This is a genomic window from Bacillus sp. AP8 (assembly GCF_000321185.1).
GTDB classification, from domain to species: Bacteria; Bacillota; Bacilli; order Bacillales; family DSM-1321; genus Bacillus_AD; species Bacillus_AD massilioanorexius.
This window is the reverse complement of the sequence record NZ_CAPG01000078.1, coordinates 66457-91966: the sequence shown is the minus strand read 5'-3', so window position 1 is coordinate 91966 and position 25510 is coordinate 66457. Positions and strand designations below refer to the sequence as shown.

Annotated in this window: 26 protein-coding genes, 1 pseudogene and 1 other annotated feature; of the genes and pseudogenes, 21 read left to right on the top strand and 6 right to left on the bottom strand. The window is 34.6% G+C overall.

Translation table 11 applies throughout. From position 1 onward, the window contains the following. Window positions 1-390: 390 nt before the first annotated feature. Both BN349_RS19120 and BN349_RS19115 read right to left on the bottom strand, forming a co-directional pair. The gene (locus BN349_RS19120; RefSeq protein WP_019243953.1) at window positions 391-963 is read right to left on the bottom strand and encodes a class I SAM-dependent methyltransferase; all 573 of its coding nucleotides are present in this window, start codon (window positions 961-963) and stop codon (window positions 391-393) included. Continuing rightward, window positions 953-1924: a TIGR01212 family radical SAM protein gene (locus BN349_RS19115; protein ID WP_019243952.1), complete on the bottom strand. Its 972-nt coding sequence runs from the start codon at window positions 1922-1924 to the stop codon at window positions 953-955. Before BN349_RS19115 ends, BN349_RS19120 begins: the two co-directional genes overlap by 11 nt. 172 nt (window positions 1925-2096) lie before the next feature. Between BN349_RS19115 and BN349_RS19110 the strand changes: the two genes are divergently transcribed. Then, window positions 2097-2360, top strand: a complete 264-nt coding sequence (locus BN349_RS19110) for a DUF2524 family protein (protein WP_019243951.1) — start codon at window positions 2097-2099, stop codon at window positions 2358-2360. Between the two features lie 228 nt (window positions 2361-2588). After that, the gene (locus tag BN349_RS19105; RefSeq protein WP_019243950.1) at window positions 2589-3389 is read left to right on the top strand and encodes a TIGR00266 family protein; all 801 of its coding nucleotides are present in this window, start codon (window positions 2589-2591) and stop codon (window positions 3387-3389) included. A gap of 282 nt (window positions 3390-3671) precedes the next feature. Here the strand turns inward: BN349_RS19105 and BN349_RS19100 are convergent, their stop codons facing one another. Next, on the bottom strand, window positions 3672-4391 hold the full coding sequence (locus BN349_RS19100; RefSeq protein WP_019243949.1) for a YebC/PmpR family DNA-binding transcriptional regulator: 720 nt from the start codon (window positions 4389-4391) through the stop codon (window positions 3672-3674). Between the two features lie 342 nt (window positions 4392-4733). Here BN349_RS19100 and BN349_RS19095 point away from each other — a divergent pair, with 342 nt between their 5' ends. The 4 genes from BN349_RS19095 to BN349_RS19080 all read left to right on the top strand — a co-directional run bounded on the left by BN349_RS19095 (window position 4734) and on the right by BN349_RS19080 (window position 9807). Next, entirely contained in the window at window positions 4734-5927 is a 1194-nt protein-coding gene (locus BN349_RS19095) for an MDR family MFS transporter (RefSeq protein ID WP_019243948.1), read from the top strand. 88 nt (window positions 5928-6015) lie between these two features. After that, window positions 6016-6245 (top strand) — a binding site (T-box leader). A gap of 307 nt (window positions 6246-6552) precedes the next feature. After that, window positions 6553-8967 carry a leucine--tRNA ligase gene (leuS, locus tag BN349_RS19090; protein ID WP_019243947.1) on the top strand — a complete coding sequence of 805 codons (2415 nt, stop codon included), beginning with the start codon at window positions 6553-6555 and terminating at the stop codon, window positions 8965-8967. A gap of 290 nt (window positions 8968-9257) precedes the next feature. Then, window positions 9258-9563: a rhodanese-like domain-containing protein gene (locus BN349_RS19085; protein ID WP_019243946.1), complete on the top strand. Its 306-nt coding sequence runs from the start codon at window positions 9258-9260 to the stop codon at window positions 9561-9563. A 61-nt stretch (window positions 9564-9624) separates the two neighbouring features. Then, window positions 9625-9807, top strand: coding sequence for a sporulation protein Cse60 (locus BN349_RS19080; protein ID WP_019243945.1), 183 nt, complete (start codon window positions 9625-9627; stop codon window positions 9805-9807). 317 nt (window positions 9808-10124) lie between these two features. On the opposite strand, the gene BN349_RS19075 is transcribed toward BN349_RS19080, so the two are convergent. Beyond that, window positions 10125-11408 carry an NAD(P)/FAD-dependent oxidoreductase gene (locus tag BN349_RS19075; protein ID WP_425457676.1) on the bottom strand — a complete coding sequence of 428 codons (1284 nt, stop codon included), beginning with the start codon at window positions 11406-11408 and terminating at the stop codon, window positions 10125-10127. A 205-nt stretch (window positions 11409-11613) separates the two neighbouring features. Here BN349_RS19075 and BN349_RS19070 point away from each other — a divergent pair, with 205 nt between their 5' ends. After that, entirely contained in the window at window positions 11614-13224 is a 1611-nt protein-coding gene (locus BN349_RS19070) for a putative polysaccharide biosynthesis protein (protein WP_019243943.1), read from the top strand. Window positions 13225-13426: 202 nt separating this feature from the next. Next, on the top strand, window positions 13427-14158 hold the full coding sequence (locus BN349_RS19065; RefSeq protein ID WP_019243942.1) for a pseudouridine synthase: 732 nt from the start codon (window positions 13427-13429) through the stop codon (window positions 14156-14158). A 38-nt stretch (window positions 14159-14196) separates the two neighbouring features. On the opposite strand, the gene BN349_RS19060 is transcribed toward BN349_RS19065, so the two are convergent. Next, a complete protein-coding gene (locus tag BN349_RS19060) occupies window positions 14197-14418 on the bottom strand; it encodes a DeoR family transcriptional regulator (protein WP_019243941.1) in 222 nt (73 codons plus the stop codon). A 424-nt stretch (window positions 14419-14842) separates the two neighbouring features. On the opposite strand from BN349_RS19060, the gene BN349_RS25070 reads away from it, so the two are divergent. The 13 genes and pseudogenes from BN349_RS25070 (at window position 14843) to BN349_RS18990 (ending at window position 25068) form a co-directional block, all read left to right on the top strand. Next, window positions 14843-15178, top strand: coding sequence for a hypothetical protein (locus BN349_RS25070; protein WP_026089395.1), 336 nt, complete (start codon window positions 14843-14845; stop codon window positions 15176-15178). Further along, entirely contained in the window at window positions 15150-15425 is a 276-nt protein-coding gene (locus tag BN349_RS25065) for a M48 family metalloprotease (RefSeq protein WP_026089394.1), read from the top strand. Before BN349_RS25070 ends, BN349_RS25065 begins: the two co-directional genes overlap by 29 nt. 23 nt (window positions 15426-15448) lie before the next feature. Continuing rightward, entirely contained in the window at window positions 15449-15622 is a 174-nt protein-coding gene (locus BN349_RS25990) for a hypothetical protein (RefSeq protein WP_019243940.1), read from the top strand. A gap of 65 nt (window positions 15623-15687) precedes the next feature. Then, complete coding sequence (locus BN349_RS19040) at window positions 15688-15870, top strand: hypothetical protein (RefSeq protein ID WP_148335106.1); 183 nt, start codon at window positions 15688-15690, stop codon at window positions 15868-15870. Between the two features lie 6 nt (window positions 15871-15876). After that, window positions 15877-16005: pseudogene (locus BN349_RS25520) on the top strand (ankyrin repeat domain-containing protein); the annotation flags it as partial. Window positions 16006-16473: 468 nt separating this feature from the next. Beyond that, entirely contained in the window at window positions 16474-17184 is a 711-nt protein-coding gene (locus BN349_RS19025) for an ABC transporter ATP-binding protein (protein ID WP_019243936.1), read from the top strand. Beyond that, window positions 17181-18332: an ABC transporter permease gene (locus BN349_RS19020; protein ID WP_019243935.1), complete on the top strand. Its 1152-nt coding sequence runs from the start codon at window positions 17181-17183 to the stop codon at window positions 18330-18332. Before BN349_RS19025 ends, BN349_RS19020 begins: the two co-directional genes overlap by 4 nt. A 41-nt stretch (window positions 18333-18373) precedes the next feature. Continuing rightward, complete coding sequence (locus tag BN349_RS19015) at window positions 18374-19393, top strand: potassium channel protein (RefSeq protein WP_019243934.1); 1020 nt, start codon at window positions 18374-18376, stop codon at window positions 19391-19393. A gap of 15 nt (window positions 19394-19408) precedes the next feature. Next, window positions 19409-20824: a dipeptidase PepV gene (gene pepV / locus BN349_RS19010; protein ID WP_019243933.1), complete on the top strand. Its 1416-nt coding sequence runs from the start codon at window positions 19409-19411 to the stop codon at window positions 20822-20824. A gap of 149 nt (window positions 20825-20973) precedes the next feature. Further along, window positions 20974-21543, top strand: a complete 570-nt coding sequence (gene thpR, locus BN349_RS19005; RefSeq protein WP_019243932.1) for an RNA 2',3'-cyclic phosphodiesterase — start codon at window positions 20974-20976, stop codon at window positions 21541-21543. A gap of 392 nt (window positions 21544-21935) precedes the next feature. After that, window positions 21936-22979, top strand: coding sequence for an NERD domain-containing protein (locus tag BN349_RS19000; protein WP_232423579.1), 1044 nt, complete (start codon window positions 21936-21938; stop codon window positions 22977-22979). Continuing rightward, window positions 22933-23901, top strand: coding sequence for a diacylglycerol/lipid kinase family protein (locus BN349_RS24355; protein ID WP_019243930.1), 969 nt, complete (start codon window positions 22933-22935; stop codon window positions 23899-23901). The genes BN349_RS19000 and BN349_RS24355 overlap by 47 nt, the downstream gene beginning before the upstream one ends. Window positions 23902-24276: 375 nt before the next feature. Further along, window positions 24277-25068: a phosphotransferase family protein gene (locus BN349_RS18990; RefSeq protein WP_019243929.1), complete on the top strand. Its 792-nt coding sequence runs from the start codon at window positions 24277-24279 to the stop codon at window positions 25066-25068. Here BN349_RS18990 and BN349_RS18985 read toward each other — a convergent pair. After that, window positions 25056-25334, bottom strand: coding sequence for a YtzH-like family protein (locus BN349_RS18985; protein ID WP_019243928.1), 279 nt, complete (start codon window positions 25332-25334; stop codon window positions 25056-25058). The two genes, BN349_RS18990 and BN349_RS18985, sit on opposite strands and share 13 nt — an antisense overlap. Between the last annotated feature and the right edge of the window lie 176 nt (window positions 25335-25510).

The following is a 25510-nucleotide window of genomic DNA, read 5'->3' as shown; positions in this document are numbered from 1 at the left end:
TCTTCTAAATACTCTTTTACAATTTTCAATTTAAATTCATCACTATATTTTGCCATACAAAAACACCCCAAAAGTTAGTTTTTTCACTCTAACTTTTGGGGTGTAGCACCAAGCTGTCTCTTTTTTATTAAGCCGTACCAACAATGTTTACGAACTGAGCCAATTAAAAAGAACAATCTCTTTCTAATTGGCTGTTACTATTATCATTAAAGAAGGTGCGAGACTACTGCAGGAGAAGTGGGACTGGTAAGCATCAAGGGATTATGTGCATAGTGCTCAATCGCCTGCCACATGGAAAGCGAACATCTTGGAGAGAGTTAACCTATACTCATACTTGTTCATAGGCAACAAAGTTATAGAAACATCCTTTTCATTACATGATAGAAATCATTATCTTTTTTCGATAGCAATAATGAAAGGAGGTGAGTTTACTTGATTAATGAAGCCATAATGTAAGACATGCGCTTTATCTTGCGGAATGTTCGTAACATATTGCATTAATTGATCTTTCTCGATGGCACCCTCTGGATGGCCATGATAAACAACAAGGATAATGATACCTTCTGTGGCCATTATTTCAAGCAATTGTTCTATGGCTTCAATGGTAGAATCGGCAACTGTACAGATGGATTTATCTCCACCAGGTAAGTAGCCTAAATTAAATATTGCCCCTGTTACTTTACCGTATGCATTCTCTGGTAGCGAATTTTTTATTTCACTATGGCTTTTTAATAGTAAAGTTGCCATGTTTTCACATTGGTTTTCTTTTAATTTTTTAGCTGTCTCAGTCAGTGCTTGCTCTTGAATATCAAATGAGAATACCTGGCCAGTTGCCCCAACAAGTTTTGTTAAGAACAACGTGTCATGACCATTACCTGCTGTGGCATCTACGGCATAATCACCAGGTGAAACAGCTTTTTCTAAAAGGAGACGAGCATAAGGTAAAATACGATCAAGCTTCACTTGTTACCCCTCCAACAGCTTTGTAAAATTTTCCTTGCCAACTATTGCGACGTTTTAGTTCAGCATCAATCGCATTTAATACTTCCCATTTGTTTACGCTCCACATTGGTCCAATCATTAAATCAATCGGCCCGTCACCTGTTATACGGTGAACGATCATTTCAGGAGGAATTATTTCGAGCTGATCAACAACTAAATTAATGTAATCATCAAATGATAAAAATTGAAGCAAGCCTTTTTCATATTGCTTTACCATTGGTGTTCCTTTTAATAGATGGAGCAAATGAATTTTAATTCCTTGTACGTCTAACTTTGCAACTTCTTTAGCTGTTTCAAGCATCATTTCTGGTGTTTCAAGGGGAAGCCCATTAATAATATGTGTGCAAATTCGAATGTTGTGTTTGCGAAGCTTTTCTACCCCTTTGACATACGTTTCGTAATCATGCGCTCGATTAATGATATTAGCCGTTTTTTCATGAACTGTTTGAAGACCGAGTTCAACCCATAGATATGTTCTTTCATTAAGTTCAGCCAAGTATTCTACAACATCATCAGGTAAACAGTCAGGGCGTGTAGCAATTGATAGACCAATGACACCTTCTTGACTTAATGCTGTTTCGAATTTTTCTCTTAATACCTCAACGGGTGCATGTGTATTGGTGAATGCTTGAAAATAAGCCATGTATTTACCGTCAGGCCATTTTAGATGCATTTTTTCTTTTACTTCCTTAAATTGCTTTTCGATGTTATCTGCCCGGTTACCGGCGAAATCTCCTGATCCAGCTGCACTACAAAAGGTACAGCCACCGTGTGCAACTGTGCCATCACGGTTAGGACAGTCAAATCCGCCATCGATGGCTACCTTAAATATTTTACCTCCAAAAGTTTGTCTAAAATGGTAATTCAGTGTGTGATATCGTTTATCATCACTTGCATATGGAAACGGGTTCTTCTGATTCAAATCAGAAACCTCCTTAATTAAAATTGTGCATAAAAAATATTTTACCATGAATGAATGGGGATAATCCATTCTGCTTTATTTTTCAAACGAGCTAATTATTACTAAAATAGAGTACGGATTTATGTTGCATACTAAATATGTAGTTATGACTTGAGGTAGGAGGATTGCATTTATGGCAACTAGAGAATCCATTGACAGCTGTTTGAAAAATTGTAATGAAGTATTACAATTTGCCGAGCAGCAATATTTAGATGCATCTAAGCAGGAGCACTACAATGATGATGAATATATTCAAAGTCAGCAATTGTTACAAATTGCGGCTAATGAATTACAGCAGTTAGCCCATAGTTCGAATGATCAACAACGTGAACAATTGAATCGAATGAAAATGCAAATCGAGCAAAGACAACATGATATGATTACTTTAAGACATTAACTACTTATGAAGAGGGTATCTTCCATTTATTTTTGGGAGATACCCATTTTTTATTTTTAACTGCAACTTTAGGAATGAGGTATTATGACATGACATATAAAAGAAAAGAACGTGACATTTTTTCTAATTTTTCTGTTTTTTAGCTATTTAATTCGAAACTTGTTAGATAATAAATCGTAATAGGGTAATAAGAAGAAAGTAGTAGATTTTAAATCGGGGGTAATTGAAATGAATAATCATGAAATTGATTACAAGTTATATGGAGACGATATGCAGTTTGTTGAAGTGGAACTAGATCCATCTGAAACAGTAATAGCTGAAGCAGGTTCTTTAATGATGATGGAGGATGGCATAGAAATGGAGACCATTTTTGGTGATGGCTCCGGTCAATCTTCAGGTAGTGGCTTAGTAGGAAAATTATTTTCGGCTGGTAAACGAGTTATTACTGGTGAAAGTTTATTCATGACTGCTTTTACGAATACTGGTGTTGGCAAAAAGCATGTATCTTTCGCTTCGCCATATCCAGGAAAGATTATTCCTATGGATTTAAGTGAACATGACGGAAAAATAATTTGTCAGAAAGATGCTTTCTTAGCGGCTGCTAAAGGTGTGAGTGTCGGAATCGAGTTCCAGCGCAAAATGGGTACGGGCTTTTTTGGTGGCGAAGGGTTTATTATGCAAAAGCTTGAGGGTGACGGTTTAACATTTATTCATGCTGGAGGTACAATTGTTCGTAAAGATTTAGCACCTGGTGAGGTTTTAAGAGTAGATACTGGCTGCTTAGTAGCGATGACTGGCAGTGTAGATTATAATATTGAAATGGTTAAAGGCATTAAAACTGCTCTGTTTGGCGGAGAAGGCTTGTTCTTTACAACTCTACGTGGGCCAGGCACTGTTTGGATTCAATCTCTACCATTTAGCCGTTTATCAAGTCGAGTATTTGCTGCTGCTCCTCATAGAGGAGGTTCGAAGGATGAAGGAAGTATAGCTGGTGGATTATTTGATTTGTTAGGTGGAGATCGTTCGTAATAGGTTGAGAATACGAAAAAAGGTGTAGTCGTTATAACGGCTACACCTTTTAAAGTGGCTATTTTGAATAAAGACCGGTGACGGTTTTTAATGTTGTCTAGCTCCAGTGCCATAGCTCCTCGAGGTAATAAGCCAAGCCGGCAAGTAGGTCACAAAGAGCAATTACCTTGCCGGCTTGGCTTATGCTGGTAGGAGGCCTACAGGATAAAGGTCGCATCGGTGTTGCTACAGGGCGTGGAGATTTTAGCCGATGTTCCTTCATTACAAGGCACTTACGCTTTTCTATTCATCTAAATCAACGTTATGATATACGTGTTGAACATCATCTAAATCTTCTAGTGCATCAATTAATTTTTCGAATTGTGCTTGATCCGCTTCAGATAATGTTAGTTCAGTTTGTGGTAGCATTGTTAGTTCTGCAACTGTAAATTCACTAATTCCTGCATTTTTAAGAGCTTCTTGAACAGCATGGAATTGATCTGGTTCAGCATAAATGATGACAGCTTCTTCTTCCTCTATAATATCACGTGCATCTACATCAGCTTCCATAAGAATTTCAAGCACTTCGTCGGCTGTTTTGCCTTCAAGACCGATTACAGCTGTTGCGTCAAACATATAAGAAACAGATCCACTTACACCCATGTTTCCGCCATTTTTACCAAATGCAGCTCGCACATTTGAAGCTGTGCGGTTTACGTTATTTGTTAATGCATCAACAATTAACATAGAACCATTTGGTCCGAAGCCTTCATAACGAAGTTCATCATAATTTTCATCTGATCCACCTTTTGCTTTTTCGATAGCACGATCGATGATGTTTTTAGGTACATTATATGTTTTTGCTCGTTCAAGAACGAACTTTAATGCTTGGTTTGATTCTGGATCTGGTTCTCCTTGTTTAGCTACTACGTAAATTTCAAGTGCAAATTTAGAATATAAACGACTAGTATTAGCATCCTTTGATGCTTTTTTTTCCTTAATATTATTCCACTTACGACCCATCTGTTTCACTCTCTTTCAACTATAAATCTATATAAAATTAGTAAAGATGAAATAAACTATCTATTCAACATGTTCTCCGCATATGGTATCCTACGCTTTACTTTTTTATCTTACGGTCTAATAATAATGATGAACAGATTGCATTCACTAAAATATTATACCTCAATTACATAATGTGTTTCGAGTGTTTTCTATATCAACGGAAAATCACTTATAAGTAATAAAAATGTCAGAAAAAACAATAAAATATTTTTTGATTGCTCTTTCATTGCAAGTTCGGTATATTCCTCTTACAATTATTTTGTAACTCGAAATAAATGATTTGGGGGGAGTCATATTTAAATGCCAAAAAGTTTGTGGTTTATTGTTATTGGAATGGTTATTAATGTAACAGGTTCTTCATTTCTATGGCCTTTAAATACAATATATTTGCATGATCACCTAGGTAAATCATTATCAGTTGCTGGATTAGTTTTGATGGCTAATGCTTTTGCGACAGTAATAGGTAACCTAATGGGTGGTTTTTTATTTGATAAAATTGGTGGTTATCGATCTATATTAGTTGGAACGACTATCACTTTGTTAGCACTTATTGGATTAACAATGAATCATGGTTGGCCATTATACGTGGTTTGGTTAGTACTTGTAGGATTTGGTTCAGGACTTATTTTTCCAGCGATGTATGCAATGGCTGGTACGGTTTGGAAAGAAGGGGGACGAAGAGCCTTTAATGCGGTATATGTTGCTCAAAATTTAGGAGTAGCAGTGGGTTCCGGTCTTGGTGGATTTATTGCTTCATTTTCATTTGATTACATTTTTGCAGCCAACATGTTCATGTATATCATCTTTTTTGTCCTAGTCGTTTTAACGTATAGGAATATCGAGAGTGACCCTGCGGCAAATGTAAATGTGTTAAGTGACCAGAAACCAGTGAAAAACAATCGTAAACTATATGCATTACTCGTTTTATGTATCGGCTACTTATTATGTTGGGTTGGTTATGTACAATGGACAGCGACAATTTCAGCATATACACAGGAAATTGGCGTATCTTTAAGACAATACAGCTTATTATGGACAATTAATGGGGCTTTAATCGTCTTAGGTCAACCATTTGTAAACAAATTGGTCTATGCATTTATGAATAAAGTGAAGGTTCAAATGATTGTAGGTATGGTTATCTTTATGGGATCATTTGCTGTAGCAGCATTTGCAACCGATTTTTCTGGATTTCTTACTGCCATGCTCATTTTGACCGTTGGTGAAATGCTTGTTTGGCCAGCTGTTCCAACAATTGCGAGTGAACTAGCTCCAAAGGGGAGAGAGGGCTTCTATCAAGGAATTGTAAACAGTACAGCCACTGCAGGTAGAATGATTGGACCTTTTTTAGGTGGAATATTAGTAGACTATTATGGAATGCAAATGATGTTTATTGTTCTTATGGTTCTATTTGTCATTGCAATAGGTACTACAGTACTATATGACAAAATATTACTAAGAGGACATTCTTCGAAATATGTAGTAGCAAAAAAATAAGTTTTGAATAAAGTAAGATAAATTGTGAAATACTTAGGCTACTTGCATTTTTCTCTAAAATTTACTAAAATAGCAGTTAGAATTAAATATCAAGGCAATGATGAGGAGTAGTAACATTGTTGTACGTTTAAGAGAGCTGGCGGTTGGTGAAAGTCAGTACGGAAATAATGTGAACTCGCCTTTGAGCTATAAGCATGAATATAGTAGTGCTTATCGTGAGATCACGTTATAGATTTTTGAGCGGAACGTTTCTAAAAAGCGTTAACTAGGGTGGTACCGCGGGAAGATTATATCATTAATAATCCTCTCGTCCCTTTTTAGGGATGAGAGGATTTTTTTATATTATTAAGTAAATTCTGAAATATAGAATAGTGGACTATATGACAAATTCATTAAAGTCTAGCTATAGCGTCTAGTCCTCTAGGTTAATAGCCAATCTGTTTGGAAGGTCAATGTTCTAAATGAATGGTCTATATGATCTAATACTGAACTAGGGCAGGCTAAGGAGCTTACGCTTTTGTACTTTGTTAGTAATGACTGAATGTATTTTATAAAGTGTTTATAGTCTTGCTTCAGTGCTTAAGCTTTTCTAATAGGATCAGTTTTTATACTAGGAGGAAAATTTATGAGCTTTAATCATCAAGAAATTGAAAAAAAGTGGCAGCAATATTGGGATGAGCATAAAACATTTAAAACAAGAGAAGATGAGGGCAAGCGTAAATTTTATGCACTAGATATGTTCCCATATCCATCTGGTGCTGGCTTGCATGTTGGACATCCAGAAGGATATACGGCAACGGATATTTTGTCACGCATGAAACGTATGCAAGGATATAATGTTCTTCATCCAATGGGTTGGGATGCTTTTGGTTTGCCAGCAGAGCAATATGCATTAGATACAGGAAATGACCCTGCTGAATTTACGGAAAAAAATATTAATACTTTCCGTCGACAAATTAAATCATTAGGTTTTTCTTATGATTGGGATCGTGAAATAAATACAACAGATCCTAATTATTATAAATGGACTCAATGGATTTTTACAAAGTTATATGAAAAAGGATTAGCTTATGTAGATGAAGTGGCAGTAAACTGGTGTCCAGCACTTGGAACAGTTTTAGCTAACGAAGAAGTAATTGATGGCGTAAGTGAACGTGGAGGTCACCCTGTTGAACGTCGTCCGATGAGACAATGGGTTTTAAAGATTACGGCTTATGCTGATCGTTTAATTGAAGACTTAGAAGAGCTTGATTGGCCAGAAAGCATCAAAGAAATGCAACGTAATTGGATTGGTCGCTCAGAAGGTGCGGAAGTACGATTTGTAATTGATGGTACAGATGAAACTTTTGAAGTATTTACAACTCGTCCGGATACACTATTTGGTGCAACTTATGCAGTATTAGCACCTGAACATGATTTGGTAGAAAAAATTACAACACCTGAACAAAAAGAAGCGGTTGAAGCGTATATTCAAAAAGTAAAAAGTAAATCTGATTTAGAGCGTACAGATTTAGCAAAAGAAAAAACAGGGGTATTTACTGGAGCTTATGCTGTTAACCCTGTAAGTAATGAAAAAATGCCAATTTGGATTGCGGATTATGTTCTCGTCAGCTACGGTTCTGGTGCAATCATGGCGGTTCCTGCACATGATGAACGTGACTATGAATTTGCGAAAATTTTCGGACTTCCTATTAAAGAAGTGGTTGCTGGTGGAGATGTAGAAAAAGAAGCCTACACTGGTGATGGTGTACATGTAAATTCAGGATTCTTAGATGGTTTAAATAAAGAAGAAGCTATTTCAAAAATGATTGCTTGGTTAGAAGAAAAAGAAATCGGTACGAAAAAAATTACGTATCGTTTACGTGATTGGTTATTCAGCCGTCAACGCTATTGGGGTGAGCCTATTCCGATTATTCATTGGGAAGATGGAACTAGCACAACAGTACCGGTTGAAGAATTACCATTAATGTTACCAAAAACAACAGAAATCAAGCCTTCAGGCACAGGTGAATCACCATTAGCGAACATTGATGAATGGGTTAATGTTGTTGATGAAAATGGGCGTAAAGGTCGTCGTGAAACAAATACAATGCCACAATGGGCAGGTAGCTGCTGGTACTTCTTACGTTATATCGATCCAGATAATACTGAAGCAATAGCTGATCCTAAGAAAATTAGCGAATGGTTACCGGTAGATATGTATATAGGTGGAGCTGAGCATGCTGTTCTACATTTATTATACGCCCGTTTCTGGCACAAATTCTTATATGATATCGGTGTCGTACCAACAAAAGAACCATTCCAAAAATTATTTAACCAAGGGATGATTCTTGGGGAAAATAATGAAAAAATGAGTAAATCTAAAGGGAATGTTGTAAATCCTGATGATATCGTTTCTAGTCATGGTGCTGATACATTACGATTATATGAAATGTTCATGGGACCTCTTGATGCATCAATTGCTTGGTCTACTAATGGTCTTGATGGTTCTCGTCGTTTCTTGGATCGTATTTGGCGTCTATTAGTTGATGAAGAAGGTAATATGACTTCTAAACTAGTTGAAAATGATGATAGCGGAAAGCTTGAAAAAGTGTATCATCAAACAGTGAAGAAAGTAACAGATGATTATGAAGGTCTTCGCTTTAATACTGCTATTTCGCAATTAATGGTTTTCATTAATGATGCATATAAAGTAGACGCTCTACCAAAAGCATACATTGAAGGCTTCGTTAAAATGATTGCTCCAATCGTACCGCATATTGCTGAAGAACTTTGGAGTAAGTTAGGACATGAAGAATCAATTGCTTATGCTGCATGGCCAGCTTATGATGAAGCAAAATTAGTTGATGATGAAGTAGAGATTGTTGTACAAATCAACGGTAAAGTAAAAGCAAAATTAATGGTTCCTGCTGATGCAACTCGTGAAACATTACAAGAAATTGCAATGGGTACGGATTCTATTAAAGAACAAATCGATGGTAAAACTGTACGTAAAGTTATTGCAGTACCAGGTAAGTTAGTTAATATTGTAGCGAACTAATTAGAAAAAAGGGAGAGAGTCTCAGAAAGTATAAAGAATATGCTTTTGAGACTCTCTTTTTTGTTTGTTTCTCATATTTATTGATTGTATCTTTAGGCGCACGACAAGATTTTTCTAGAATGGAATAGTTAATTCTACCTGTTGTAAGTGGGGTTATGTCAAATGAAGCGATATAAATATAAACTTGTAGAACGAAGAGATATTACGTGCAATTTGTAAAGGAAATTACTACAATAATAAGAACCAATTGATGTAAGTATAAGAATTTGATAATGATAGGAGTCAAATAAATGAGTGAAATGAAAGAAATTATGCCAGAACAACTGCAAGCAAAAATAGAAGCGGAAGAAGAGATTTATGTAATTGATGTTAGAGAAGATTATGAAGTGGTTAATGGAATGATTCCGAATGCAATACATATACCAATGAATGAGATACCAAATCATCTAGCGAAATTTGACACAGACAGAGAATATACAATCGTATGTGCAGGTGGAGTACGGAGTGAGCGTGTATGTCACTATTTAATGGAGCATGATATAAAAGTTGTCAATTTAGTAGGTGGAATGAATAGCTGGACTGGTGAAGTGCGATAATTGTTTTACTTTTCTTTCTTTTTGGTGAAACTAGTTGAAAAGAAGACTGGAGAGGTAAAATATGATTAAGGTTAAGATGTTTGATTATGAACATGAGAAAGATTTAGAGAAAGAAATGAATGAGTTTTTGCGTAAAATGTCTGAAGACCAACTTGTAGATATTAAGTATAATGTTGCGGCTATCGGAGAAGATGATAACAATCAGATTTATTGCTTTAGTTCTATGATCATTTATCGCTCCTAAAGAATGATAACGCTAAAAATACAGTACGATTGAAGATATAAGAAGTTTGTTTTCCATACTTTTTACCTATGAATAAGTATGGGATATAAGCCTAGTTAAATACCGTTCTAGGATGCTCGCTTTTTATGTGCTAGAGGGGAAGCCCCTCCTAGCACATTGTACCTTTAGGGTCTCATCCGTCCCGCTGCTCTCGCAGAACTTTATGTTTCAATCGACCGATTTATGCTAATTGGAGAAAGAAGGCATCCATATCAAAGTTTGATTTGGATGCTTTCTTTTTTTGTCTGTTTGGAAAATCAAAACAGGCTGCTAACGTTTTACGTGGTTTGTTTTTCTTGTTTACTATACATAGCGGCATTAACACCAGCTAATCTTCCTGTAACAAGGGCAGAAGTAATATTATACCCACCTGTATAGCCATGTATATCTAATATTTCTCCGCAAAAGAATAAGCCATTCATAAATTTAGAACTCATTTCCTTAGGATGAATTTCCTTGACTGAAATTCCTCCACCTGTGACAAAAGCCTTATCTATGGAAAGTGTTCCGTTGACATGAAATATAAAACTCTTGCATAGCAAGACAAATTGACGAAGTTTATCATGTGATATAGTACCACCTTGTTCATTTTCGTCAATGCCTGCTTTTTTAAATAAGAAAAGCAGATAGCGATCTACAATAAAACCTTTTAATATATTTTTAATGGCTTTTTTGCTATCCTCTTTTGTTTTTTTCACAATAAGCTGAAATAACTCTTCTTGATTGTAATCTGGAAAGATATCAAGCTTCATTGTAACCTCTTCTAAATTCCATTTTTTCATTGCTTTTACGACAAATTGACTACAACGAAGAACAGCAGGACCGCTTATACCAAAGTGTGTAAAGATCATATCCATCTTATGAGTAATAAGTGCTTTTCCTTTTGGATTTAGTACACTTAATTCAACATCTCTCAAAGATAATCCTTGGAGTGTTTTCTCTTTAATAAAAGGCTCATTGGATGTAAGAGGAACCTCTGTCGGGTAAAGCTCGGTAATAGTATGGCCTGCTTTCTCAGCCCAAGCGTATCCATCTCCTGTCGAACCTGTTTTTGGGACGGATTTACCACCTACAGCAACGATAACAGCATGGGCATCATAGCTACGACCATCTTTAAGCAAAATAGAGGCAACATGATCGTCCTTGTAGATAATTTCTTGAACAGTAGTACTTTGTAGTACTTTTACCTGATATTTATTTAATTGCTCAATCATAGCATTCACAACAGTAGATGATTGATTCGATACTGGGAACATCCGTCCGTGATCTTCCTCTTTCAATTGTACACCTAGTTTTTCAAAGAATTGAATAATATCTTGATTATTGAATACAGAAAAAGCGCTATATAAAAAGCGACCATTCCCAGGTATATGCTTAATAATTTCATCTATTGGGAGATTGTTTGTGACGTTACACCGTCCACCACCTGAGATGGCCAGCTTTCTACCAAGCTTGTCTCCTTTTTCAATTAGAAGGACCTTTGCCCTTTGTTCACCAGCAGCAATAGCAGCCATCAATCCCGAAGGTCCACCGCCAATTACAATTACATCAAATTTCATTATTTCACCAACTATTAAATTTTTCTTGTTTTTATTATAAATGAAATTGGAGATTTATAAAAATCCTTGATAGAATAGGTAAGTGAGCCTTTTAATGAAAGGTCATTTTTTGAATGATTATTACAATAAATCTTTTGCTAATTTATGTATAAAGTGTGGTAATATTATTAGCATGCTACATAATGGATCTGAAGTAGGAAGGGATTATATGTCATCAAAATTGTTAAAAGGAACCTTTATCCTTACTTTAGGGATGGTTTTATCTAAGGTTCTTGGATTGTTGTATGTTGTACCATTTACTGCGATTGTTGGAAAGCAAGGTGGACTTGAGTTATATCAATATGCTTATGTCCCTTATACAATTTTTATAAGTATTGCAACTGGTGGAATCCCACTAGCAGTGTCAAAATTCATTGCGAAATACAATGCGATGGGTGAGTATGAATTAGGACAAAAATTGTTTCGATCTAGCCGTAAGTTAATGCTAGCATCTGGATTTCTTGTATTTTTAATCATGTTTGTTACGGCCCCTTGGTTATCCGCAAGTATGATTAATGAAGAATCTACCTTCTCTATTGAGGAAATTACAACAGTAATGAGAGCTGTTAGCTTTGCCTTAATATTAATTCCGTCTATGAGTTTACTCAGAGGTTATTTTCAAGGCAATGAATCAATGGGACCTACGTCAGTTTCCATGGTTGTTGAGCAATTAGTTCGTATACTTGTTTTATTAGGTGGATCGTTTGTTGTTATAGTGATTCTTAAAGGAAGTATTGTAACAGCCATTAGTGTTGCTACATTTGCTGCTACCTTAGGGGCTATAGCTGGTTTTGTCGTTTTAATATGGCATTGGCGAAAAAATAAGTCCAAGTTTGAGCATAGACAACAAAGAAGTAAAGGAATGTTAGATGTTTCTTTAGCGGATATGTATAAAGAAATAATATTATATTCTATTCCATTTGTTTTTGTTGGAATTGCGATGCCGTTATTTCAGTTTATTGATCAGCTTACGTTTAACAGAGCAATGGCTGATATTGGTCTGGCTAAAGAAGCAGGATATGCATTGTCAATATTGAATGTTACGGCTCAAAAACTTGTAATCATTCCTATGACGTTAGCAACTGCCTTTGCTATGGCTATTGTTCCTTCAGTTACAAAAGCTTTTGTTGAAAACAAGCCTAGTTTATATAAAAATCAATTAGACCAAGCTTTTCAAGTTTTACTTTTTCTCACCCTACCTGCTGTAATAGGTATGTCGTTGCTAGCTAAACCAATATATACGGTCTTTTATGGGTTCGATGCACTTGGTGTAGAAGTGCTACAAGTTTATGCTCCAACGGCTATATTGTTTGCCTTTTTTTCTGTAACGGCAGCTGTTTTACAAGGGATAGATCAGCAAAAATATACCGTTCTAAGTTTATTAGTTGGGGTGTTAGTGAAACTTTCTATTAATATTCCATTAATCCATATGTTTGAAACAGCAGGCTCTGTTTATGCCACGACAATTGGATATTTAGCAGCTACTTTAGTGAATTTCTATGTCATCTACTACTTTACAGGTTATAAATATAATCTTGTTATAAAAAGAACATTATTAATGACTATTTTTACTGCTGTTATGGCTGTTATTGTTATTTTAGTCGTATGGGGAATGTCTTCTTTCTTAGATGCTTCGAATCGATTACAAGCAATGCCAATTATTATTGTCGGTGCAGCTGTTGGTGCAATAGTGTATTTTATATTAGCTTTAAAATCAAAATTAGCGAATCGATTATTTGGTGAACGAATTGATAAAATAAAAGGTAAACTTGGTTTATAATAAATTGTGAGTCTTTAATCGGTGATGGCTATCACCGATTATTAAATGTCTAGGGCTTATAATGCGAGATTAACATTAGATAGAATAGTAAACAGTGTTAGAGGGACGATTTTGGTACCCTCTAATTCTTTTATAGACAGTTGTTCCGTATTTGAAATTTCAATAGTAGTAAAGACTATATATTATGAAGGGAGGACATATGATGCGAATCGATAAAATGTTAGCTAACGTTGGCTATGGAACTAGAAAAGAAGTAAAAAAGTTATTAAAGACGGGTGCAGTAAAAGTAGATGGAGCTATCATCAAAGACGCTAAGCAACATGTTGATCCTGAGAAACAAAGCATTACCGTTCTTGGAGTAGAAGTAGAATATAGAGAGTTTATTTATTTAATGATGAATAAACCAGCAGGTATTCTATCTGCAACCGAAGATGATCGCCAAGAAACAGTTGTTGATATATTGGAAGAAGAGGATCAGATATTTCAACCTTTTCCTGTTGGTCGATTAGATAAGGATACGGAGGGATTATTATTATTAACGAATGATGGGCAACTGGCTCATCGCTTGTTATCACCAAAAAAACATGTACCGAAAACATATTTTGCTATTATTGATGGTGAAGTGACGAAGGAAGACCAACAAGCATTCCAAAAAGGAGTCATGTTGGATGATGGATATGTTACGAAGCCAGGTGATCTTGAAATTATTGTTTCAGCACCTATTTCTAAAATTAAGCTTACGATTACAGAAGGAAAATTTCATCAAGTTAAACGGATGTTTGAGGCTGTAGGAAAAAAGGTTACTTACTTAAAGAGATTATCTATGGCGGATCTGATTTTAGATGAAAGCTTAGAGCTTGGTGAATACCGTGAGTTAACGGATGAGGAATTAGAAGGATTAATTCAATATGAAAAGAAAGCCGAACTCGAATGAGTTCGGCTTTAATTATTCGAAGTTTAATTTGCGTTCTTTCATGAGGAAAGTCTAATTTTCTTATTTGTTGCTCGCCAATGACCACGACTAGGACTAACGACTAAATCGTTATAAGCGAGAACGTTTAAATCGCGTTGAATAGTACGAGGAGTGATGCCAAATTCTTCGACAATGTCTTGAGTAGTTACAGTCCCGTTTTGTTTTATAAACATATAAACGGATTTAATACGGGTTAGCATCCTATTCGTTGAAGGTTTCAAAAAACCACTCCTTATGTCTTATTAGTCTACAGGAATGAAGTTTCACTTTAGATCAACAGTAATACTCTGGGTACATTCCCGTGTAGTACGGATTGCAAGTGACAAAACTACAACTACAAACTCTTAAGAATAAAGCTTTGTTTTTTTGAAAGGCATACATCTCCTTTTTCCTATTATGGAATAGAATTAAAGAGATTCATCATAAAGACAAGTTGATGTTTCTCTTATGTACAAATACTATTTTAAAGGTAATTTAATGAAAAATCTATAAAAGAATGAAATCTTTTGAAAAATTAAACCTTTAATATTATATTATGTTTAAATAATTGCAAAGTATACCTTTATTTTCCAATCAAATACTTATATCTATTCAATCTGCTTTTTAATAACTTGGTTTTGTTATTATTTTTCGAGGAGTAAATAAATGGAAAAACCGAAACGGAATTTAGTACATTCTAAAGAAAGGTTGTATTTTGCCATTGCATTAATCTGTAGTACATTTACTTATGCTCTGCTTGCTTTTACAATTGTTGGGCTTGTTATTATAATCGTTATTACCTTAATAGCTAGTTTTTTTCATACGTTAAATATGGCCCATATTCGTAGAAATTCGGTGAGAATTTTCACTCAACAGTTTTCAGAAATATATGAAAAATCAACCTCGCTTGCTAAAGAAATGAAAATGAAAAAAACACCTGGCATATATGTAATGGAAAGTATGGGCATTTTAAATGCTTTTGCTACACGTTTTTTTTGGTAAAAACATGGTTGTAATTTATTCGGAAATTTTCGATATGATTGAAACGGACAGGGAAGAAGAAATGATGTTTGTGTTAGCATATGAATTTGCTCATATTAAGAGAAGACACGTCATGAAACATAAGTTCATTCTTCCGGCAATGTGGATCCCTTTTATAGGGGAAGCTTATTTACGGGCTTGTGAATACACTTGTGATCGCTATGCAACGTATTATTTAAAAATGTTAATGCGGCACAAAATGCCTTAACTACGTTAGCGATTGGAAAGCAGTTGCAATATAGAGTGAATCAAGAAGCATTTATTGCTCAATTAGAAGAAGAACGAGGAGTATTCACTTGGATAAGTGAAAAATTTTCTTCACATCCACATTTACCAAAAAGAATGAATGCAATTGATAACTGGCTAAATCCAGAAGAAAAACGCTATTTAAGGAGAAAAAGATAAATGGAATAATGGGATTTATTGGTAATTTTTCTAATTCCAGGTCTCTTTTTGGGGCATTTTACGCAATGGAAAAAGCAGAGGTTGTTTTGGATTCAATCATAGAAATGGTTCTATTTGATGACCTATCAGAGTTAATACTTGCAGCTAGTGAGAATGAACTTAAAGCTATTGAAACAGCACTTGATAATGGAGCGGAGCTCAATGGTGAAGATTTTATAGGAGCTACAGTCCTTCATTGGGCTATTTGAAATGGTCATCAGGAGGCGGCAGAGCTTTTGTTAAAGAAGGGTAGTGATCCCAATATTTTAGATGATGAAGGTGAGACTCCTTTTATCACAGCTGTCTACATGGAGGAACCTCAAATAGTAAAAATTGCTTTTTGAAAAGGGAGCCGATGCTTCCTTACAAAATCTAGATGGTATGACAGCGTATGATGTTGCCGTAGAAAATGATTATAAAGAAATAATGCAATTGCTATCTCAATAATAGGCTGTTTTCTAATAGATGGTTGTTTTTAAATAAGTTCGGTGTAGAACGAGAATAAAAAGGTTTGGTGTATTAGAGAGTAAGGTATGGGATCCCAGAGGCGCTATATGCCGAGAAGAGACACAGCACTAGTCATGTGAAAGCGAGCATATTTGAAATTCAACTCACTTATACATTGACAATGAAGTTTTCGATAGTATCAACTATAAATGGGAGAAGGCTGTCTGGAAAGTGATTGTACTATGCTTTTGAGACAGCCTTCTCCTTTATTAACGCGATGTGTTTTGGAAACATATAATGAAATGTCTTATTCTTCGAAACATTTATTATAGAAGTTTCGTATTACTTAAAAGGAGGGGATAGGTATGTCATTACTTAATATTCATATTGAACAAGCTGGTTATGAAGCAGAAAAGGCTATGATTCATGATATCGATTTTTCCGTTCGTAGTGGGGAATTAATTGGGGTGATTGGAGCCAATGGTGCTGGAAAAAGTACAACAATGAAAAGTGTATTAGGGTTAATTCCTTTTTTAAAAGGAAAGATTTACAAGGAAAAAGATGTAATTATTTCCTATCTTCCTGAAAGACCTATTTTTTATGATGAGCTAACACTACAAGAACATATAGATTTTATTGCTGCTGTTGAAAATATCTCAGATGATGTACTAGAAAAAAGAGTTCCCCCATTATTGGAACAATTTAATATGTCTAATCACTTACATGAACTTCCAACTACTTATTCAAAAGGAATGCAGCAAAAAGGAATGATCATTTTAGCACTGATGGTCAAACCAGATATTCTTATAATTGATGAGCCTTTTATTGGTCTTGATCCAATTGCAACAAAGCTATTGTTACAATTGATTGACGAGGAAAAACAACGTGGGGTAGGTATTTTAATGAGTACACACGTCTTAGATACAGCGGAGAAGATTTGTGATCGATTTTTATTAATAGATAAGGGGCATTTAGTAGCTACTGGAACACATAAAGATTTTCAGCATGTATGTGGATTAAAAGAAGGTTCTTTGTTCGATTGTTATCATCGAATGACGGCAGGTTCATCGATATGAAGAGCATCACGATCCTTCTTAGTCGTGTAAAAAAAGATGCCTTTTTTCAATTTAATATTTTTAAATCTGTGTTAGATTGGACAGTTTTATTATATATCGTGATACCATTTACCATTATTTCAGCAATCATTTATCGTTCTTGGTGGATAGAGCTTCCTACGTGGAGTGAATATATGAATATGCAAATGATATTATTGCTTGTTTATCTGTTTTGTTGGAACGGCCATTTTCGTTTGTTTGTTAAAGAAGCTGATGGAGTGTTTTTATTTAAGCATAATCATTTGTATATTCAATTAAAAAAATGGGCCTTTTTTTTAGCTTTTGTTAAATTGATTGCAAAGATGACATTGATTACGATTGTATTATGGCCATTTTTACATGTTCAATTTACGTTAGTACATGGTGAAATTGCTTCCTTCTTGTTTTTATATATTGGCTTATCTTTCTTTATAACAACTCTTCGAGAAACATGGCTTTCAAAATTTATCAGTTGGAAGCTCCAATGCCTTACATTTCTTTTATTTCTTGTCTTACTAGTATGTAATCAACTGATTTTTGTACATATTATTGAAAGTGTTTACTATACAGTTTTTATTTCCACACTTATCATTTTTTTATCATTATTACTTTATAAATCAAGAATTTTAACAATTCATCATTTTCAACAAGAAGTATTAAAAGAAAATGAACAAAGATTACGATATATGAATATGATCTTTGCGCTTTCACCTGAAATAGAAAAGCCTAACATCGTTAAACGGAAAAAACCACTTCTCTTTAGATATTCGAAAAGAATATTTTCGAAAAGAAATGCTCAAAATGGTTTTCTAGAACTTTTTTTGAAAATTGTTATCAGAAACTTTTCTTATTTAAGCGGTTATTTTCGCTTAGTTGGAATTACATTGGGGGCTGTAGTGGTTGTTCCTCCATTGCTATTTAAAGGTTTGATTATTGGTGGATTTGTATGGTTTCTTTGGCAGTGGGTTTCAGGACTTTATGATCGAGTGATATTATCGCATCCTCTAGGAAAACAATTTGAGAATCGTTCAAGTTATTATCAATCACGGGTAAAAGCATGTCTTGTCTTATCTATACCTGCTTTTGTTTTGCTGTTTGGAATTTTATTGACGCAAATGTACCTCCTATAAAGCACTTATTATTATGACATGGTAACAGAACAGAAAGGAGAATGTTTATTTTTTTACAGCTACTTATTCGAAAGTTAACTACGGTTAAGAGTTGGTTACTATTTTTAACAAGCGGCATACTTGTGTTAGTAAGCACAACGATTATGAGATGGTTAGAACCAGCTACTTTTCCTACTTTCTTTGATTCTTTCTGGTGGACGATGACTACTGTTACAACTGTAGGTTACGGTGATTATTATCCAGTTACGTTGGCAGGTCGTTTACTCGCTGTATTTTTGTTCTTATTTGGAATCGGACTTATCGGCGTTCTTATCACAAAATTAATTGATAGTTGGGCAGTTTTACGGGGGCTAAGGGAGGAAGGAAAAATGCGTTACCTAGGAAAAAATCATCTGGTACTCTTTGGGTGGTCAAGAAAAGCAAAACATGCGATTGATGAAGTTTTGGAGTATGATAAGAGAAAAGAAATTGTTTTAATTGCAACATTAGAAAAAATACCATATATTCATCAACGAGTACATTATATTCAAGGTGATGCAGTTAATGTAGAAACTCTGGAAAAAGGAAATGTCTCTAAATCAAGTGGTGTTATTATATTTGCAGAAGAAGATATAAAACATCCACATCTAGCTGATGCACGTTCGTTAATGATTGCTACGGCATTGGAAAGGTATACAGGTGATTTACATATAACGGTTGAAGTTCTTGAAGAAAAGCATATTGAATTATTCCGTCATGTTTCTGTAGATGAATTTGTCGTTTCAGATGAAATGATTTCTCAACTTACTGTACACGCTGCTCTATCAGCTGGAACAACTGAATTGTTTAATCAGCTCTTGAGCAAAACCAATGGTGATGATGTGTATAAGATTAAACCTGATTCAAGATGGAATACATATCGTGATGCTTATTTAAGTTTGGCTGAGAAAGGCATCACATTAATAGGAAATCAAGTACTATTAAATATTGCTGGTAAGCTAGATCAACCAATTAATGAGAATGATGTCTTGTTTGTCATCTGTAATAAAGATGCTTACGGGCAATATCAACAAAATATATAAAAGGAGCGAATACAAATGAATTCAATCAATTGGTTAGAGGAAGTTGAAAAAAGAAAAGCTGATTTAATAAAAGACACTCAGAAGTTCCTTCAAATAAAAAGTGTATTAGATGAAGAAAATAGCACACCAGAGGCACCACTAGGAAAAGGTATTCAAGAGGCCTTGCAATTTATGCTAAATAAAGGAAAAGAGGATGGATTTACAACAAAAGATGTTGAACATCTAGCGGGCCATATTGAGATGGGAAGCGGTAATGACATTTTAGGGGTCCTTTGCCATGTCGATGTGGTGCCTGAGGGAGATGGATGGAGCAGCGATCCTTATGGTGCAGAAATTAGAGACGGAAAAATATATGCTCGTGGAGCTTTAGATGATAAAGGTCCAACAATGGGGGCATATTATGCAATGAAAATTGTTCAAGAATTAGGACTTCCTCTTTCTAAAAGAGTTCGAATGATTTTAGGTACGGATGAAGAATCCGATTGGCGTTGTGTAGATACATATTTTAAACATGAAGAAATGCCTCAACTAGGTTTTGCACCAGATGCAGATTTCCCAATTATTTTTGCGGAAAAAGGCATTTGGGATTACTATTTAAAACAATCTGCACCTGATACGAAGCAAATACAGGAGGGAATTGTCGTTAAAGAGTTTTCATCTGGAAGACGATTTAATATGGTTCCTGATGCAGCAACGGCAGTATTATTAGGAGTAGAAAACCTAGAGAAATTAAGTAATGATTTTCAAGCTTTCTTAGAGAAATACGGAGTAGAAGGTAAAGTTAATCAGAACGAAGATAAGGTGATACTAGAGTTAAAAGGTATTTCTGCTCATGGAATGGAACCGAAGAACGGTAAGAATGCAGGCTTATTTTTAGCGCAATTTTTGAACAGTCTACAATTGTCAAAACATGCCAAAAACTATTTTTCTTTTATTCATGACTATTTATGGGAAGACTCTAGAGGTGAACATTTCAATATTTCTTATACAGACCCATCAACTGGTGTAGTGACATTGAATGTTGGTTTATTAAGCTATACTTCTGAAGAAGGCGGAAAGATCGGGATTAATCATCGCTATCCTGTTTCTTATTCTTATGAAGAGGCTAAAAATCAATTGCAAAAAATAATAGAAGAAAATGGTTTTACACTCGAGACATTATCTCATTCAAATCCTCATCATGTGGAAAAAGATAGTTTTCTTGTACAAACACTTTCTGAAATTTATGAAAAGCAAACAGGAGAAAAAGCTGAATTATTGGCAATTGGTGGGGGAACATATGCAAGATCATTAGAGGCTGGAGTAGCATTTGGACCTTTATTTCCTGGAAGAGAAGATATCGCACATCAAAAAGACGAGTATATGTATATCGAAGATTTAGTAAGAGCTACTGCTATGTATGCAGAGGCCATTTACAAGTTAGCGAAATAGGTAAAAAGTTTGAAGCGATAGATAACCTATTAGCCAACATGGAAGTTTAAAAAAGTGGCTTATTCGAATAGAAGAATGAAAAAAAGCAGCCGGATTAGCCATATAAAATAGGCGAATCCGGCTGTTTCATAATAAGAGGTGATAGTATTTTGAAGAAAAAGCCGTTTCACTATTTTATAGCATTATCTTTACCAAATGAAGTAAAGGAATTTTTGTATGAAATAAGCTTGAAACTAAGAATGGACTATTCTTTTCAAAAATGGGTTCATAAAGAAGATTATCATTTAACGTTAGCCTTTTTAGGACCATCTTCACAAGAAAAATATCAGAGTATGATGAATGATTTACGAATTTCCTTACAAAATCAGAGTGGATTTATGTTGGGAATTAACCAAATAGGTATATTTGGATTGGCGGAAAAACCACGAATTTTATGGTGTGCTCCCTACGAATGGGAAAACTTAATTACTCTCCAACAAGTAGTATCGCATTGTTGTCAGGTAAATGGCTATCAATTGGACAAAAAAAAATTCAATCCTCACATTACATTAGCAAGAAAATATGAAGGAAATGCACTTTTCACTAAAAAAGATTTAGATAAATGTGGTAATCTTTTTAAGGAGGATATTATATTTAAGGCAGAAAAGATTACACTTTACGAAACTCATATTGATCAAACTCCAAAATATCAAATTATTGATTCGATTGAACTGACGTAAGGATTGTTCATATCGTTCAAACGGATGCAATTCCCCCACTTTGAAAATAGTTAACAAAAAAATAGAAGTGGAAGATGAGTGCTAGATAATAGAGAGTCTATTTATTTTTCACCCACAGGTTAAAATTTGTTAGTTTTAAATAGGTTCAGCGCTGGTTGAACACGCTTAAAGTGTAAGGCTCATGTGAGAGCGGCGAGATAGGTAAGCCCTATATGAGAGCTATGTGTTGAGTATACTCACATCGTCCGAATTGCGAAAGTGAGCATCTTAAGCAGATTTGAACCTATATTCACTATTTGTACATAGTCTACAAAGTTTACGAAAACGGTCATTTTTACTTACTCCATTTGGTAGAGATAATAGATTCTTTGGAAATAAAAAATGTAAGGTGTATGAATAATTTTTCATATTCTAATGAGGTATTCAACTACTTAAGAACAGGCAGTGATATGATGGGACAGCTTATTAAATTACAAGACTATATATCTAGATATGAGCAAGATGTATACCATTATCCAAATCAATTTGTTCGATTGAAAAAGCAACAATGGAATAAATTGCAGGCGTCATTTCTTTCTGGTGAGATGAGCGAATATTTCACGAAGGAAGATGATCCAGAATGGCCAGAAGTTGAGTCGGGTTTCTTTTATAAAATGAAAAATTTATTAAAAAGAAAACAGAAGCAAGAGGATAATGAAGAAATACACGATCAACCCCAAACTCAACATTTTGACGAAATTCAACTGAAAGTTCCTACTATGCCGCGTAATATTGATGAGTTAAAGCGATCGTTTTTAAATCAGGTTTTCTTATTCCAAATGAAATGGGCTACTTCAACTATTCGTGAAAGATCAATCGTTGATCGAAGTTACTATCTTGATGAGAAGATAAAGTTTTTATTACAACGATTTCCTGACACGTTTCTAGTACTATATCAACCTATATTTAAATTGAAGAACGCTCCTGTAGAGGCAGATATCATTATGATTACGCCAACGGCAACGTGGTGTATTTGTTTTTTAGAGGATGAAGAAAATGCGGTTTATGTTGGCTCCAATGAGAAATTTTGGGTGAAAAAACATTACCAAAAAACAGAGAAAAAAATATTAAATCCTACTATTTCTTTAAATCGAACGGAAATGATTGTTAAAAAGATTTATCAGGCATCTAATGTAGACCATCCTATTAAGAAAGCGATAATATCAAGGGTAGGCTATATTGATTTTCCTACAGCTTCTCATGATTTATATTTACTGGATAAGAGACATTTTCCTGAGTGGTTCCAGTCTATGAGGAAGTTAAGCTCTCCTTTAAAAAGTCAGCAGTTAAAAGGTGCGGATACACTTTTACAGTATTGTCAGACTACATCTACTATGAGACTAGAATGGAATGATTATATTGAGCTCGATGATGATACAAAGCAAGAAAACGAATGATAAGCACTTATATATAATAAAAAATGGAAACCCTAGTAGCAGAAAGAGCAACCATGTTTGGGGGCAAGTAGAACAAGTACTGAAGCTTCACGCTATATCTTATACGTTGTATGAGACAGAGTACCCTGGCCATGCAAAAGAAATTGCCGAGAACGTTCTTAAAAATACTTATACAGATACGATTATTGTGGCATTAGGAGGTGATGGAACACTCCATGAAGTAATAAACGGTGCTGTTTCATTTCCTCATGCTAAGGTAGTTTGCTTTCCTGCGGGATCCGGCAATGATTATGTAAGAGGTATTCAGAAATCCAAAAAAACGGAAGATATTATTTCCTTATTACATTCAGAGCAGAAGGTCTCAGCTATTGATTTAGGGGCTTTTGTTTTTGAAGGGAAGAAAAGACATTTTGTGAATAGCATTGGAGTTGGGTTTGATGCAAGTATATCCAAAGCCGTTAATGAATCAAAATGGAAAAGTAGGTTTCAAGCATTAAAATTAGGTAAATTTATATATTTATATTTTTTTCTGAAAAACTTATTTGCCTTTAACACTTTTTCATTAGAGGTAGAAATAGATGGAGAAAAGAGAAAAATGGATGATGTTTGGTTTCTTGTAGTTTGCAATCAACCCTATTTTGGTGGTGGAATTAAAATTTCCCCAAACGCATCGATAAATGATGGGCAATTACAAGCATTAGTGGTGAGTAAAATATCTTCTTTCATGCTGTTATTATTGTTTTCAACCATTTTATGGGGAGGACATTTGAAGCTGAAATGGGTAGAAGTCTTTAATTGTAAAGAAATATCACTGTCAACAGATGCTCTTGTCCCTATCCAAGCTGATGGTGAGCATATTGGCTTTTCGAATGTATCTGTTAAGGTTGCACCAGATGCTGTAAAAATATTGAGAAATAGATAAAGAATGAATTAGTTAATGTAGAGAGAATATCTCATTATTGTAAAATTGGCTATATGTATGGTATATTAGTTCTTTGTGTGATTCTATATCAGTAATTGGATATTATCTATAATGTACATACTTGACGCAAATGTCTATTTTCACTAAAATTTAGTGAGTAGCTATTGTTAAATGGTTTATAGAATCAATAGCTTTTTTTTATTTTATGAATAGAAACTGTAATCAGTCAGATATGTATACATTTCTGCTGATTGTTAGAAATAATAATATGTTCTTTTTGGAAAGAACACTTACGTTAATTATGTATACAAATCATAAGAAAAATCATCCATGATTTTTTCTCAATGCTATTGAACGAAATTGAAGGTGACCACATTGGATCATATATTGGGTCAAGAATGGGAAATTGTTCCTGCTGGCGGTGCGACTGGAGAAGCCTTCATTGCCATAAAAGAGGAACAAAAGCTTTTCTTAAAAAGAAATTCATCTCCATTTCTAGCGGTATTGTCAGCTGAAGGAATTGTTCCTAAGCTCATTTGGACAAAACGTCTAGAAAGTGGAGATGTAATTACTGCTCAACGCTGGTTAGATGGAAGAGAATTATCACATAAGGATATGAATCAAGAAAAGGTGGCTTTATTATTGAAAAAGATACATCAATCTGCCCCTTTGTTATCCATGCTAACTAGGTTAGGTAAAACTCCATTGAAACCTGAAGAGCTTTTTAAAGATATAAAAGAATCACTTGATGAACAGCTTCTTTCACATGTAGCCATTCAGCAAGCATTACAATTACTACGTAATCGTTTGACTGAAATTGTATGTGAAGAAGCCGTGGTCTGTCATTGTGATATTAATCATAATAATTGGTTATTATCCGACGATAATCAATTATTTCTTATAGATTGGGACGGCGCTATGATAGCCGATCCGGCAATTGATCTAGGTATGCTTCTTTATTCTTATATACCTAAAGAAGAATGGAATACATGGCTTGAACAATATGGATTAGACTTATCCGAATCATTAATTAAAAGAATGAATTGGTATGTGATTGCTCAGACACTCATCTCTATACAGTGGCATAAATCAAAGCAAAGATATGATGAAATGAATAATTGGTTTACTTATTTGGATATGTTATTAAACGATATTCAAGAATACTGATTCATATTTTCTACCCATTGAGATAGCTGATTCTGATATGAATTGATATGTCCATTTAGGTCTGAGCTACTTTGCCCATTTTGGCTATAAGTGTGTATTTCGTTTAGTATTGGAATTAACTGTTCATTTAGTCCTCCATTATTTAATAGAGCGGTTACTAATCGTTCTACCTGGGCACATTCTGAAACAGATCCACAGCAATCACTTTGGTGATTCATTAATATATCTTTTAATACCATAACTTGATGTTGTTGTGAAAGAGGCATATTCTTCTCAACCTTTCTTAAATAAATTGAAGCTTTAATCGATGGGTAATTATTTATCATCGATTGACAAGCTGAATAACATCATTGACCAGATAAATGCTATTGTTTAAAAGAGGAATAATTCAGTACTCATGGAAAAAATGATTTTTCTTGACTACTGTAGTAAGGTACAACAT

Bases quoted from the DNA above. Each gene is read 5' to 3' on its own strand.
- BN349_RS25065 (WP_026089394.1), top strand. From the start codon at position 15,150: ATGCTTTTGCTACACGTTTTTTTTGGTAAAAACATGGTTGTAATTTAT.
- BN349_RS24355 (WP_019243930.1), top strand. From the start codon at position 22,933: ATGATTATATTGAGCTCGATGATGATACAAAGCAAGAAAACGAATGAT.
- BN349_RS25070 (WP_026089395.1), top strand. From the start codon at position 14,843: ATGGAAAAACCGAAACGGAATTTAGTACATTCTAAAGAAAGGTTGTAT.
- BN349_RS19080 (WP_019243945.1), top strand. From the start codon at position 9,625: ATGATTAAGGTTAAGATGTTTGATTATGAACATGAGAAAGATTTAGAG.
- BN349_RS19000 (WP_232423579.1), top strand. From the start codon at position 21,936: ATGAATAATTTTTCATATTCTAATGAGGTATTCAACTACTTAAGAACA.
- BN349_RS19100 (WP_019243949.1), bottom strand. From the start codon at position 4,391: ATGGGTCGTAAGTGGAATAATATTAAGGAAAAAAAAGCATCAAAGGAT.
- BN349_RS19085 (WP_019243946.1), top strand. From the start codon at position 9,258: ATGAGTGAAATGAAAGAAATTATGCCAGAACAACTGCAAGCAAAAATA.
- pepV (WP_019243933.1), top strand. From the start codon at position 19,409: ATGAATTCAATCAATTGGTTAGAGGAAGTTGAAAAAAGAAAAGCTGAT.
- BN349_RS19040 (WP_148335106.1), top strand. From the start codon at position 15,688: ATGGAAAAAGCAGAGGTTGTTTTGGATTCAATCATAGAAATGGTTCTA.
- leuS (WP_019243947.1), top strand. From the start codon at position 6,553: ATGAGCTTTAATCATCAAGAAATTGAAAAAAAGTGGCAGCAATATTGG.
- BN349_RS19020 (WP_019243935.1), top strand. From the start codon at position 17,181: ATGAAGAGCATCACGATCCTTCTTAGTCGTGTAAAAAAAGATGCCTTT.
- BN349_RS19070 (WP_019243943.1), top strand. From the start codon at position 11,614: ATGTCATCAAAATTGTTAAAAGGAACCTTTATCCTTACTTTAGGGATG.
- BN349_RS19065 (WP_019243942.1), top strand. From the start codon at position 13,427: ATGCGAATCGATAAAATGTTAGCTAACGTTGGCTATGGAACTAGAAAA.
- BN349_RS19095 (WP_019243948.1), top strand. From the start codon at position 4,734: ATGCCAAAAAGTTTGTGGTTTATTGTTATTGGAATGGTTATTAATGTA.
- BN349_RS19025 (WP_019243936.1), top strand. From the start codon at position 16,474: ATGTCATTACTTAATATTCATATTGAACAAGCTGGTTATGAAGCAGAA.
- BN349_RS19110 (WP_019243951.1), top strand. From the start codon at position 2,097: ATGGCAACTAGAGAATCCATTGACAGCTGTTTGAAAAATTGTAATGAA.
- BN349_RS18985 (WP_019243928.1), bottom strand. From the start codon at position 25,334: ATGCCTCTTTCACAACAACATCAAGTTATGGTATTAAAAGATATATTA.
- BN349_RS19015 (WP_019243934.1), top strand. From the start codon at position 18,374: ATGTTTATTTTTTTACAGCTACTTATTCGAAAGTTAACTACGGTTAAG.
- BN349_RS19105 (WP_019243950.1), top strand. From the start codon at position 2,589: ATGAATAATCATGAAATTGATTACAAGTTATATGGAGACGATATGCAG.